We start from the raw sequence: 12918 nt of genomic DNA on the forward strand, positions 1-12918 counted from the left end.
GACCCCGTGTCAACGACCGACTCGTCCACCTCGACGGTTTCCGACCCGTCGTCGCCGGACTACGACCCGCACAGCCCCTACTACGACGTGACGGCCGATTCGTCGTCCAAGTACTACGTCGGCCCGGTCAAGCCGGACGACGTCGCCTCCGGTGATCAGATCCGCGCCGAGGCGACCAAGGAGATCGACGACGAGATCGCCAACGGCTGGCTCGGCCCCACCGTCGACCCGAAGACGCGCAACGACAAGATCCAGGACCTCTACGAGCAGAAGCTCGTGGAGTCGAAGGGCGGCCTCAACGACGGCCTGCAGATCCGCCAGACCGGCGGCGCCCCGACGACCGACTGGTCGCAGGCGACGCACGAGCAGATGGTGCAGGCGATCACGCAGCAGGCCGACTCGGCGAAGGTCGCCGAGTCATCGGAAGAGTGGGTGCGCGTCGGCAATGAGCTGGCGACGCACCAGCAGAACCTGGCGAAGGCGATCAGCGCGAGCACCTCGAACTGGCAGGGCGCGGGCGGTGACGCCGCGCGCGAGCACCTCGCGAACGTCGGCAAGTGGCTCGGCACCACGGCCCAGGGCGCGACCCTCACCGGCCGGCAGCAGGAGATCCACTCCCAGGCGCTGAACGAGACGCAGATCGCGATGGCGGCCAATCCGCCCGTGCAGTTCGACCTGCAGCAGGCCAACCAGCAGCTCCAACAGATCACCGACCCCGCCGAGTACGCCGCCGCGGCGGGGAAGGCCATGGCGACCTACACGGAGCAGCAGGCCGCGCGAGGCCAGGCGGCCCAGATCATGACGCAGTACGACAACACGATCGGCGCGGCCGTCGTGACGCCGCAGTTCGCCGCGCCGCCGAAGCTGCCGGGCTCCGCCGGCGCCGGTGGGGCCGGCGGCGGTGCGGGTGGCGCCGGCGGCGGCGCGGGCGGTGCCGGTGGTGCGGGCGGGGGAGCCGGTGGCGCCGGTGGGGCCGACGCGTTCTCGGCCGGCGGCGGCCCTGGTGGCGGTGCGCTCGGTGGCGGTGCGCTCGGTGGTGGCGCTGGTGGCGGTGCCGGTGCTGCCGGGGGCGGTGCCGGTGCTGCCGGGGGCGGTGCCGGCGGGACCGGAGGTGGTGCCGGTGGTGGTGCGGGCTTCACCCCGCCGCCGCTCAACGTGCCGGACGGTCCCGGGGGCAGTGGCTTCTCCGGCTCCGGAGCGGGCGGCGGTGCCGGTGGCGGCGCAGGGGGCGGTTCGGGCTTCACTCCGCCTCCGCTCAACGTGCCCGACGGCCCGAACGGCAGCGGGTTCGGCGGGGGCGGAGGCGTCGGTACCGGCGGATTCGGCGGCGGTGGTGGCGACGACACCACGAAGGCCTCGAGCTTCACACCGCCTCCACTGAACGTTCCGGACGGCCCGGGTGGCGGCGGTCTTGGCGGTGGTTCGGGCTTCAACCCGCCTCCGCTGAACGTGCCCGGCGGTCCCGGGGGCAGCGGCCTGGGTGGTGGCTCGGGTTCGGGCGCCGGCTTCACACCGCCGCCGTTCAACCCGGGCACCGGAGTCAGCGGCAGTTCGCTCGGTGGTTCGAGCGGCGGCCTCGGCGGGGGCTCGGGCAAGATCCCGACCATCGGCCGCGGTGGTGGTGTCAACGGCGAGAGCATCAGCAGCCGCCTCGGCGGTGGCGGTGGTGGGATCGGCGGTGGCGGCGGCATCAAGGGCGCCGGTCTCGGTGGTTCGGGCGCCGCGTCGGGTGCTGCGAGCGGTACCGGCGCCACGGCTGAGGAGGAGCTCGCCGCCCGCGGCGGTGCCGGTGCGGCCGGTGCCAAGGGCGCGGCCGGTTCGCCCGGCATGGGCGGCATGGGTGCGGCCGGCCGGGGTGGCGGCAAGGGCCAGGAGGACAAGGAGCACAAGACGGCCGACTACGTGGAGTCGGACGACCCGAGCTTCTTCGCCGCCGACGAGGTCGTCGCACCTCCGGTGATCGGCGACTGGAAGAACAAGGACTGGAAGTGAGGCGGCGATGACGAGCGGCAGCGGATTCGAAGTCGAGCCCGACGAGCTGGTGGCGCACGCCAGCCACCTCGACGGTCTCACCGACCGGCTGAACAACGCGGTGCAGGCGGCGGACTACGCGTTGAGCGATGACGCGTACGGCCTGCTCTGCGCGTTCCTCCCGCCGATCGTGAACCCGACGGGACAGCAGGCCAAGGACACGGTGAGCGCCGCGGCCGAGGGCATGCAGACGACGGCGGACAACGTCCGCACGGCGGCGCAGGGCTATCGCGACCGTGATGAGTCCCAGGCCCAGCCCTTCCTGCGGTCGCTCAGCAACAGCGACGACGCGGCGGGCCTCTCGAGTGACGGCGAGCCGGCGACTCTGCGGCGCGCCAGCGTGGGCACCTCGGCGGGCGACTCGTCCGGCGTCGACCCGTCGCGGTTCCGCATCGGCACGACGGTTCAGGAGCCGGCGGCGGACCCGTCGTCGTTCCGCATCGGCACGGTCACCGAGTAGGGACCGGCCCTGATCGTGGCGCCGGGCGGCTGAGCGGCCCGGCGCCACACGCAGTTTCGAAGCAGGAAGCAGATCGAGGAGTACGAGCGTCATGACCAGTGCGGGAGGGTTGGGTGACCTGATCAGGGACCCCGACGAGGCGATCCGGCGGATGGACGAGTGGGCGGCCGGGTTCGCCCGCAAGGCCGAGCGCTACGCGGCCGCCCAGCAGGAAACGGAACGGCTGCGCCTCACGGCGTCGAGCCCCGACGGCACCGTCAAGGTCACCGTCGGTGCCGACGGCGTGGTGTCCGACCTGGTCTTCGGGTCGAAGACGCGGACGATGCCGCCGGAGGAGCTGGCGCGCATGGTGCTGACCACCATGCGCCGCGCCCAGGCGGGCATCACCGAGCGCGTCGCCGAGGTCATGACCGAGAACCTCGGCGACGAGGACCAGGAAACCCGCACCGCGCTGCTTTCCAACCTCAGCAGCCGTTTCCCGGACCCCGACGAGCCCGAAGACGGTCCCGGCGAAGAACCGGCACCTCCGGTTCCTCCGGTTCCTCCGGTGCCGCCGGCACCGTCGGGTGGCGCGGCCACTCCGCCGCCGGCCGGTGGCGCGACTCCGCCTGCCGCCCCGCCCTCGGCGCCGCCTTCGCGCCGGCCGGGTGGGGTTGATCCGGACGAGCAGGACAACAACCCCTGGTGATCACCTCGTGGCGTCAGGCCGCTCCGCCGGCCTGACGCCACGGCATCGATGACTTCACAGCTGCGCCGTGCACCCGTTCGAGCGGCCCGCCTGCGCGTCGGCTGAACACGAATGGAATGGGGAAACGCGTGAGCAATCCGTTGATTGCGCCGACGGTCGATTCGACGAAGGCGTATTCCGGGATTTCGCTGTTGGAGACGGCGAACGATCTGTCGTCGGCGATCGAGTCGGGGGACTGGGCGTCGGTGGCGATGGGTGCGGTCGGCACCGCGCTGGATGCGCTCTCGGTGGCGATGGATCCGTTCGGGGCGATTCTGGCTGCGGGTGTGTCGTGGTTGATGGAGCACGTCGGCCCGCTCAAGGACGCGCTCAACGGGTTGACGGGGAATGCGGATCAGATCAAGGCGCAGTCGGAGACGTGGGCGAATGTCGCCAAGGAGCTGGGCAGCGTTGCGGATGATCTGAACAGCGCGGTGAGTTCGGATCTGCAGGCCTGGTCGGGGGATGCGTCGGATGCGTATCGGCAGCGGGCGCAGGATCTGGGCACGACGTTGCAGGCGGCGCAGAAGGGCTGTGAGGGCGCGTCGTCCGGGGTGAAGACCGCGGGTGAGGTCGTGGCGGCGGTGCGGACGCTGGTGCGCGACATCATTTCGGAGCTGGTCGGGCATTTGATCAGTTGGGCGTTGCAGGTGGTGTTCACCCTCGGTGTCGGGTTGGCGTGGGTGGTGCCTCAGGTGGTCAGCGCGGTCGCCAAGACCGCTTCGCAGATCACCTCGATCGTGACGAAGCTGGTGAAGGCGCTCAAGGCGCTGATCCCGTTGTTGAAGAAGGCCGGGACGCTGTTCGAGGACGCCGGTAAGGCGTTGAAGGGCCTCAAGGGTGGCAAGGTCTCGTCGGCGGGCAAGGGTGGCGACGTCGGCGGCATGCCGAAGGACCCGCCCAAGCCCGTCGGTGGTGGTGGGGGCACCCCGAAGGGCGGGGGCGACGGTGCGCCACCACCGGCCAAGTCGGGGGGTGATGACTCCACGCACTCCTCCAGCGCCGGTGGCGGGGGCAGCCACGGCGGTGGCGGCACCCCGCCCCCGAAGACCGAGGCGCCAGCGCCTCCGAAGACCGACACCGGTGACGGTCCGACGGTGACTTCCGGTGCGGGTGGAGGCGGTGCTCCGAAGGGCGGCGGTTCCTCCGGCCCCAAGTCGCCGGGCAAGGTGCCGGACAAGCCGGAACCCCCGCGCGACCGTTCGGTGGGCACCGACAACCGCGTGTGCGAGTCGGACCCGGTCGACATCGCGACCGGTGACGTCGTGATGACCCAGGTGGACCTCCTCATGCCGGGTCTTCCGGAGTTGGCGCTGGAGCGCACGCACATCTCCTCCTACCGGGCCGGCCGGGTGTTCGGTTCGACGTGGTCGTCTACTTTGGACCAGCGGATCGAGTTCGACGACGAGCACGCTTGCTACTTCTCGGCGGACGGCATGATCCTCGTGTACCCGTTGCCGCGCGCCGGTGAGGCCGTGTTGCCGGTCGAGGGTCCGCGGTTGCCGCTCGTCGCGACCGAGGCTGGGTACCGGCTGGCCGACCCGCTGCAGCAGGTGAGCCTCGAATTCGCCGCGGTGCCGGGCGCCCGCCGTGGCCTGGTTCCGCTGGTGGCGATCGAGCACGAGTCCGGCGAGCGGATCGACCTGCAGTACGGTCCGTCCGCGGTGCCGGTCGGGCTGAGCCGCTCCGACGGCCGGGCTGTCCGGCTACTGAGCGAGGGGGGACGGATCACCGCGATCGAGGTCGCCGACGGCGACGCCTCGGTGTCGGTGGCGAAATTCGGGTACAACCGGTTCGGCCAGCTGACGAAGGTCGCGAACTCGTCGGGCCTGCCTGCGGGGTACGACTACGACGTGCACGGCCGCATGGTCGGGTGGCAGGACCGGACGGGTACCTGGTACCGCTACGTCTACGACGCCGACGGCCGCTGCGTGCGCACGGTCGGTCCGCAGGGCTTCTACAGCGGGTCGTTCGCCTACGACCGTGAGCGTTTGATCACGCGTTACTCGGACTCGCTGGGCAACGTTACGGAATACCACCTCAACGAGGCCAACCAGATGCTGCGCCGCGTCGACCCGCTGGGGAGCGTGACGGGTTTCGTGTGGGACCGCTACGACCGGCTGCTGGAGAGCGTCGACCCGCTGGGGCACACGACTGCCTACTCCTACGACGAGTACGGTGCGCTGGTCTCGGTGACCCGTCCCGACGGTTCCGTCGTCGAGGTGAGCGGGGGTGGAACCGGACTGACCATCACCGTCCGGGACGGCGACCGGCACTGGAGCCGCACCTACACGGGCGAGAACGTGCCCGACCCGCTGATCGACCCGGTCGGCGTGTCGGCCTCGTTGAGCTACACGGAGCTGATCGACCGGCAGAACGCCGCACCGGAGGTGGCGGCCGCCGGCGCAGGAGCACCCGCCGACACTGACCCGGCGGGCCAGTCGGAGCCGCGCGACGTGTTCGGCCGCGTGACCACAATGCTCAACCGCTCGCGGCGGCCGGTCCGGCTCGGCTGGACCGTCGAGGGCGAGGAAAACCTGAGGGTCCATCCGTCCGGGGCTCGTGAGGCGCGGCGGTACGACCCCGAGGGCAACGAGGTCGAGCACGTCAACGGCGCTGGGTTCGTGACCCGGACCGAGTACGGGCCGTTCGGGTTGCGAACGGCGTCGATCGACGCCTCCGGTGCGAGGACCACCTACGCCTACGACACCGAGCTTCGGCTCACCACGGTCACCAACCCGCTGGGGTTGCAATGGACCTACCGCCACGACGCGGTAGGCCGGCTGGTGGAAGAGGTCGACTTCGACGGGCGCGTGCTGCGGTTCGACTACGACCGCGCCGGGCGCCTGGTCCGGTCGGTCAACGGAGCCGGTGACCGGACCGAGTACGTCTACGACCAGCTCGGCAACGTCCTCGAACGGCGGACTCCGACGGGGACGACCCGCTACTCGTACGATCCGGTGGGACGGATGATCCACGCCACAATCGGCGACGTCGAGCTGCGGATCGAGTACGCCGCCGACGGCACGTTGCTCAGTGAGACCGTCGACGGTCGAACGGTGACCACCAGCCGAGACCAGAACGGCGCGACGGTCCGGCGTACGCCTTCCGGAGTGGAGAGCGTGTGGCGCTTCGACACCGCGGGCAATCCTGATGCGCTGACGGTCGGCAGGCACTCCGTCGAGTTCAGCCACGACGAAGGTGGCCGCGAAATCGTTCGGACGGTCGACGGCCGGGTGGTTGTCTCGCAGGCCTTCGACGGCGACGAGAACTTGGTCGAGCAGTCCGTGCGGACCGCCGAATCCGAGCGAAGCCGCCGGTTCACCTACCGGAGCGACGGGTTCCTCACTGGGATCGACGACGAGGTCGCCGGCCCGACGCGGCTGCTGCTCGACGCGATCGGCCGGGTCGTGGAACTGCAGACGACGCAAGGCGACCGGCACTACCGCTACGACGACCTCGGCAACGTGACCGAGTCTGGCGAGCCGGTGGCCGCAGCCACCACCGGGATCCGGCGCTACGCCGGGAATGCTCTGGTGGCCGCGGGTGCCACGGAATACGAGCACGACCTGCAGGGGCGGGTGGTATCGCGCCGCGAAGGCGACCGGGTGTGGCGCTACACCTGGGACGCGCACGATCGGCTGGTCGGACTGCTGACGCCCGACGGCAGCCGGTGGAGCTACCGCTACGACCCCGTGGGGCGCCGCATCGGCAAGCAGCGGCTGGTGGCCGCCGCAGGGTCGTGGCACGTCACCGAGAGTTTCGTCTTCACCTGGAGCGGCTCACAACTGGTGGAGCAGAGCCACACCAACGAGGCGGGGCGGCAGGTCATCACCACCTGGGAATACCACCCGAAGGACGACCGCCCGATCCTGCAGCTCGGCCAGCCGTCCACTGTGGACGAGGAGTTCTTCTCCATCGTCACCGATCTGCTTGGTACTCCGACGGAGCTTCTCGACGCCGATGGGGCCACGGCGTGGCGCGACAGCGTCGGGCTGTGGGACCGGTCGGGCGGCACGGCGCTCACGCCGCTGCGCTTCCCCGGCCAGTACGCGGATGCCGAATCGGGCCTGCACTACAACGTCTACCGATACTACGATCCGGCTACCGGCCGCTACCTGAGCCAGGACCCGCTCGGCCTCGGGCCCGCCGAGAATCCCGCCGCCTACGTCCCCAACCCGTTCGCGGCCTGCGACCCCCTGGGTCTCGCGGCGAAGAAGGGCGGCTGCGGCGCCGGCGGTTCCGGCAAGGGCAAGACGCCCGACCGGCCCGGCGGCGGTGGAGACGTCAGCAAGGTCCCGGACACGAAGGGCAAGGGCGCGGCAAACGGCACCCACCCGGCGGGAGCCGAACCCGGCATGCCCAGCGCGTCGTCTTCGTCGGGGACGAGGCAGCCGACGCACGCCTACCACAACCTCGATGGCACCGGTTACCACACGGCCGGCCAGAACATGTTCAACCAGTACTACCCGCCGGCCAAGCCCGGCTGGCCGGGCCGGCCGAACGATCTCGGCGGCGCGATCCCGTCCACGAGTTCGTCCGCGCACAATCCCTACATCCCGGCGAACGCCACACAGCGGCCGCCGACACACCCGGCCGTGATCGACCCCAATGGACCGGGCCCCTCGGTGCACGCCGGGCACGGTACGCCCCAAGCGCAGCAGCAGTTCCTGGACACGCACTTCCCCAACCACGGCCAGATCAACCCGAACTTCGGTACGAACCAGGGGTACGGTCTGAACTGCAACCAGTGCATCGTCAGCGTGGACGCGGTGAACGCGGGTCACCCCGTCACGCACGCGCCGCCGATGTCGTCCGGCTCCTTCGCCGGCACCGAGTTCCTGAAGAACAAATACGGCGGAACGGAATACCACAACACCACTTACGGCGAAATCACGCAGAAGATCACCCAGCAAGGTGGCGCCGGAGTCGTCTACATCAACCGGCCGCCCGCCGGTGGCTTGCCCGGTTCGGCACACGTGTTCAACGTCGTGCACCACCCGCAGTACGGTGCGGTCTATCTTGACGGGCAGACGGGCAAGCTGGCCAACCTCGAGGCGTTGACCCACCAGGGCGGTGCGGTCGACCGGGTCGATCTCATGCACTACTTCCCGAACTACTAGCCGAAGCAAGGGGACTTTCGAGGTGGAGGGTATTTCGATCATGGACCGGGACAACGCGCTGGCGGCGGCACGGGCGCTACTGGACCAGGAAACCGCCGCGATTCCTGAGGACTCCCCGTTTCACGACATGGTGATCCGGGACGAGCAGGTCGTGCAGCATCCGGCCGGCTGGCTGGTGCCGTTCAACACCAGGCGGTACCTGGAGACCGAGGACTTCGCCGTGGCCGCGGTGCCCAACCTGGTCATGGTGCCCGGCGACGGCTCGCCCGCGCACTTCCCACCCAGCGCGGTTCCGGTCGACCGCTACCTGGAGGCGGTCACCGCGGGCGAGATCGGCTGGGGGCAGCTGCCTCAGACCTGACCCTGCTCGGATCGCGGGTATGGACAAATTCGCGGTGATCACCAGGCCCGGGGCGACGAGACATCGCTTCAGGGGCCGGCCGAGAAACTGGCCCCGCGCCGTGGGCGCGGCCTGGGATCGGCCCGAGCCGCCAGTGGAACCAGGACAAAGGAAAAGGTTTCGGCTACCACGCGAACCCCCGAAAACAACGCGTGGTAGAAGAAAACAGGCAGCAAGATCGCGAAGCAGCACGGTCTGGGCTGATTACCCGGCTGATTTGTCGGGCGACTGAGTCCGGCTGCGGGTGTGCCCCGCAGCCGGCCGTCGCTACGCGCTTGTTTTGGTCACCACTGGTCCCAGTGGGTGACCTCGTCCGGAGCGGGCCGGGAAGCCGGGCGGAAGTCCGTGCCCTTCGTGTACGCCAGCGGAGTCAGCACAGTCTGCACGACCGTCTCGTAAGGAATGCCGAGGACGTCCGCGACGTCCTTTTCGCGGGCGACGTGCATGGACGTCCAGGCCGTACCCAATCCGCGGGCGCGCGCGGCGAGCATGAAGCTCCACGTGGCGGGCAGGACGTTGGACACGCCGGCTGCCGCGGAAGCTCGGTCGGGGCCCTCGTTGCAGGCCAGGACGAGCACGGGGGCCTCGCCCATGTGCTCGCCGAGGTAGTCGGCGGAGCTGGCCACGCGCGACTGCACGCGGTCGCGCTCGGTGGCGCCCGCGTTGTTGCCCGGGTAGCCGGGGGAGGCCTTGTACTTGGCGTAGATGGAGCCGTAGATCTCGCCGATGGCGCGGCGCTTGGCTTCGTCGCGGACGACCACGAAGCGGGCCGTCACCACGTTCGAGCCGGCCGGGGCTTGCAGTGCCAGTGCGACGCATTCGCGGATGAGGTCGTCGGGGACGTCGCGGGTGAAGTCGAGGCGTTTGCGGACCGCGCGAGTGGTGGACAGGAGCTGGTCGGGGGAAAGATCGAGCATGTCGCGATCATAGGTCCACCCGAACCACGGTGCCGACGCGCGAGATGGTGACCACAACGCACCGCGCCGGAAGGCCGGCGCGAACGGTTCCGCGAACGGCACCCACCGAACCGGGCGCAACGGCGGCAGAACGCGCCCACCGTCAGTGCGCGCGCAACCCCTCGATCAGCAGATCCGCGAACTGCTCCGCCAGCTGATCCGTCGTCAGCGAACCTTCCGGCGAATACCACACGTACGCCCAGTTCAGGATGCTCGTCAGCGCGATGCCCGCGATGCGCGGATCGGCAGCGCGGAACTCGCCGTCGGTGATGCCGCGGGTGATGATGCTGCGCAGTCCCGTCTCCCAGCGGTCACGGCTGGCGATGACGGCCTGCTGGCGCGGTTCGCTGAGGTTGCGCCACTCGTGGAAGAAGACGGTGGCGAACTCCTTGTTCTCGGCGATGAGCTTGAGGTCGCGCGCGGCGACCTGGCGCAGTTGCTGCGTGGCCGTGCCCCCGCCCGCGAGGATCTCCTCCATGTCGCGCTCCGAGCGCTCCATGATGCTGTGCACGATCGACTCCAGCAGGTCCTCCTTGCTCTGGATGTGCACGTACAGGCTGCCGGCGTGCACGCCGACCTCCCGCCCGATGTCGCGCATCGACGTACCGTGGTAGCCCTTGCGGGCGAACAGGCTCGCGGCGATTTCGACGATCGGCGTCACGTAGTCGGTGGCTCGTTCGGGCACGAGCCCCATTAGACACTACGGCGAGTGACGAGTCGATGGGCACACAGCTTGCAACAACTGTTTGTTGACCAATCGTGTCCTGCCGGATAGCGTCCGGGGCAGAGACTTGGAGGCAGCTCGACGATGCGCTACTACGAGATCGACCAGAGGACGACCGCGCACATCCTCGCCGACAAAGCCGCCCGCGTCGGCGACCGGCCGTTCCTCCATTGGGCCGGGCGCACTTACACCTACCGGGACCTCGACGAGATCACCAACCGCTACGCCAACGGGTTCGCGGACCTCGGCATCACGAGGGGCGACCACGTGGCGATGATGATGCCCAACGGCCCGGAGTTCCTGTGGACGCTCTGGGGCCTGGGCAAGCTCGGCGCCGTGGCGGTGCCGCTCAACACCGCAGCTAAGGGCGAGCTGCTGCGCTACTTCCTCGACCAGTCCGATTCCACGGCGATCTGCGTGGCGGGGGAGCTGCTCCCGCGCGTCGCCGCCGTGCTGTCCGAGGTTCCCGGCGTGCGCACGGTGCTGGGGCTCGGCGCCGACCCGGCACAGCTCGCCGCGCTCGAGGGCATCGCGACACACGACTTGGCGACCCTGCACGACGCGTCTGCGGAACCGCCGCGGCTCGCCGAACCCGTGCGCTGGAACGATCCCCACCTGATCCTGTACACGTCCGGCACCACCGGCCCGTCGAAGGGCGCGATCTGCCCGCAGGCACAGGGACACGCGGTCGGCCACCAGATGGCTTCCCTCAACGGGTACCGACAGGACGACGTGCTCTACACCTGTCTGCCCGTCTTCCACGGCAACGCGCTCTGGTACACCGTGTACGCCGCGCTGTGGGCGGAGGCGTCCGTGGCGCTCTACCCGCACTTCTCGGCGAGCCGGTTCTGGTCGCAGATCCGCGAATCACGCGCCACCGTGTTCAACGCGCTCGGTGCGATGGCGAACATCATCTGGCAACAGCCGCCGTCCGAACAGGACCGCGACCACTCCGTGCGGATCTGCATGATGGTTCCGAACTCCCGCGAGCTGGCCGAAGGGTTCCTCGAGCGCTACGGCACGCGCGTCACCTCGGTCTACGCCATGACGGAGAACTGCGCGGTCACGGTGTTCAGCCCGGAGGACCCGCTGGAGAAGGTCCCATCGGCGGGCCGCGTGCGCCCGGACATGAGCGTGCGGATCTTCGACGACGACGGCCTGCCGGTGCCCACGGGCGAGGTGGGCGAGATCTGCCTGCGGCCCAACGAACCCGGCATGACGATGCTGGAGTACTACAAGATGCCGGACGCCACGGTCGGCGCCACGCGCGACCTGTGGTTCCACACCGGCGACCGCGGTTCGCTCGACGAAGACGGCTACCTGTTCTTCTCCGACCGCAAGAAGGAAGCCATCCGCCGCCGCGGTGAGAACATCTCGGCGTACGAGGTCGAGACGATCGTCTGCCGGCACCCGGCGATCCTCGAGGCCGCCGCCGTGCCGGTCGCCTCCGAGCTCGGTGAGGACGACCTCATGGTCTACCTCGTCACCGAGGACGGCGCTTCCGCATCGTACGAAGAGATCATCGCGTTCTGCGACGAGCACATGCCGTACTTCATGGTGCCGCGCTACCTCGAGTTCATCGACCGGCTGCCCAAGACGCCGAGCGAGAAGATCGAGAAGTACAAGCTGAAGACCGCCGCCGCGAAGCGCGTCGGCGAGCTGTGGGACCGGGAGGCCGCGGGCATTGTCATCAAGAAGTGAAGCCGTCAACTTCACCGTCGACGGGCACCTCGGCCGCATCACGATCGACCAGGAAGCCACCCGCAACGCGCTGAGTCCCGAAGTGATCGCCGGGCTGGACCGGGCGATCACGGCCGCCGAGGGCTGCTCGGTCGTGGTGGTCCGCGGGCGGGGCGGGACGCTGTCGGCCGGTGCGGAGCTGAAGTTCCTCCGGTCGGTGCTGGACGATCCAGAGGCGGTGCGCGACTACATCACCTCGATCGGCGTGACGCTCGACCGGCTGGAGGCCGCGCCGTTCGTGTCCGTGTGCGTGATCGACGGCTACGCGGTCGCCGGCGGCTGCGAGATCATGCTCGCGTGCGACCTCGCGGTGGTCAGCGAAACGGCGCAGATCGGCGACCGGCATCTCGAGTACGGCCTGCTGCCGGGAGCCGGCGGTTCGGTGCGGCTCACGCACGCTGTGGCGCCGGCCATCGCACGAAGGCTGCTCTACACCGGGGAAATCGTCGACGGGGCCACGGCGGCGAGCTTCGGGCTCGTGAGCAGCGCCGTGCCCGCGGCGGAGCTCGACGATGCCGTCGACGCGCTCGTCGCCCGCCTGTCGCGGCACGCCCCCGACGCGTTGCGGAGCATGAAACGCCTGCACCGCGACGCACTCGCCGCGGAGCCGGCGACGGCGATCACCGCCGAGCGCGAGACGCTGCTCGCGCACCTGGCCGGACCGGTCGCCCGCGAAGGGCTCGCCGCCTTCGCCGAGCGCAGACAGCCCCGGTTCAGCACACTCTGAGGCGACCCGGCCGGTGACCCAGCACGGAAG

The 12918-nt window shown here is 69.9% G+C and carries 8 protein-coding genes and 1 pseudogene; 7 read left to right on the forward strand and 2 right to left on the reverse strand.

The genetic code is table 11. The annotated features are described in order from the left end of the window. Nucleotides 1-6 precede the first annotated feature (6 nt). From I6J71_RS16670 to I6J71_RS16690, 5 genes and pseudogenes are all read left to right on the forward strand, one after another. Nucleotides 7-1992, forward strand: coding sequence for a hypothetical protein (locus I6J71_RS16670; RefSeq protein WP_204095534.1), 1986 nt, complete (start codon nucleotides 7-9; stop codon nucleotides 1990-1992). A gap of 7 nt (nucleotides 1993-1999) precedes the next feature. After that, a pseudogene (locus tag I6J71_RS48300) lies at nucleotides 2000-2293 on the forward strand (type VII secretion target); the annotation flags it as partial. A gap of 289 nt (nucleotides 2294-2582) precedes the next feature. After that, the gene (locus I6J71_RS16680; RefSeq protein WP_204095536.1) at nucleotides 2583-3179 is read left to right on the forward strand and encodes a YbaB/EbfC family nucleoid-associated protein; all 597 of its coding nucleotides are present in this window, start codon (nucleotides 2583-2585) and stop codon (nucleotides 3177-3179) included. A gap of 128 nt (nucleotides 3180-3307) precedes the next feature. Continuing rightward, entirely contained in the window at nucleotides 3308-8341 is a 5034-nt protein-coding gene (locus I6J71_RS16685) for an RHS repeat-associated core domain-containing protein (protein ID WP_204095537.1), read from the forward strand. A gap of 40 nt (nucleotides 8342-8381) precedes the next feature. Further along, nucleotides 8382-8702 carry a YrhB domain-containing protein gene (locus tag I6J71_RS16690; RefSeq protein ID WP_204095538.1) on the forward strand — a complete coding sequence of 107 codons (321 nt, stop codon included), beginning with the start codon at nucleotides 8382-8384 and terminating at the stop codon, nucleotides 8700-8702. A gap of 323 nt (nucleotides 8703-9025) precedes the next feature. On the opposite strand, the gene I6J71_RS16695 is transcribed toward I6J71_RS16690, so the two are convergent. Then, nucleotides 9026-9658, reverse strand: a complete 633-nt coding sequence (locus I6J71_RS16695; RefSeq protein ID WP_204095539.1) for a nitroreductase family protein — start codon at nucleotides 9656-9658, stop codon at nucleotides 9026-9028. Nucleotides 9659-9800: 142 nt separating this feature from the next. Next, the gene (locus tag I6J71_RS16700) at nucleotides 9801-10382 is read right to left on the reverse strand and encodes a TetR/AcrR family transcriptional regulator (RefSeq protein WP_204095540.1); all 582 of its coding nucleotides are present in this window, start codon (nucleotides 10380-10382) and stop codon (nucleotides 9801-9803) included. 123 nt (nucleotides 10383-10505) lie between these two features. On the opposite strand from I6J71_RS16700, the gene I6J71_RS16705 reads away from it, so the two are divergent. Continuing rightward, nucleotides 10506-12122 (forward strand): ATP-dependent acyl-CoA ligase, encoded by a 1617-nt coding sequence (locus I6J71_RS16705; protein WP_204095541.1) that lies wholly within the window; start codon nucleotides 10506-10508, stop codon nucleotides 12120-12122. Further along, the gene (locus tag I6J71_RS16710; protein WP_239154926.1) at nucleotides 12106-12888 is read left to right on the forward strand and encodes an enoyl-CoA hydratase/isomerase family protein; all 783 of its coding nucleotides are present in this window, start codon (nucleotides 12106-12108) and stop codon (nucleotides 12886-12888) included. The genes I6J71_RS16705 and I6J71_RS16710 overlap by 17 nt, the downstream gene beginning before the upstream one ends. Nucleotides 12889-12918: the final 30 nt, after the last annotated feature.

The organism is Amycolatopsis sp. FDAARGOS 1241, assembly GCF_016889705.1.
Lineage (GTDB): Bacteria > Actinomycetota > Actinomycetes > Mycobacteriales > Pseudonocardiaceae > Amycolatopsis.

Bases quoted from the DNA above. Each gene is read 5' to 3' on its own strand.
- I6J71_RS16695 (WP_204095539.1), bottom strand. From the start codon at position 9,658: ATGCTCGATCTTTCCCCCGACCAGCTCCTGTCCACCACTCGCGCGGTC.
- I6J71_RS16705 (WP_204095541.1), top strand. From the start codon at position 10,506: ATGCGCTACTACGAGATCGACCAGAGGACGACCGCGCACATCCTCGCC.
- I6J71_RS16690 (WP_204095538.1), top strand. From the start codon at position 8,382: ATGGACCGGGACAACGCGCTGGCGGCGGCACGGGCGCTACTGGACCAG.
- I6J71_RS16680 (WP_204095536.1), top strand. From the start codon at position 2,583: ATGACCAGTGCGGGAGGGTTGGGTGACCTGATCAGGGACCCCGACGAG.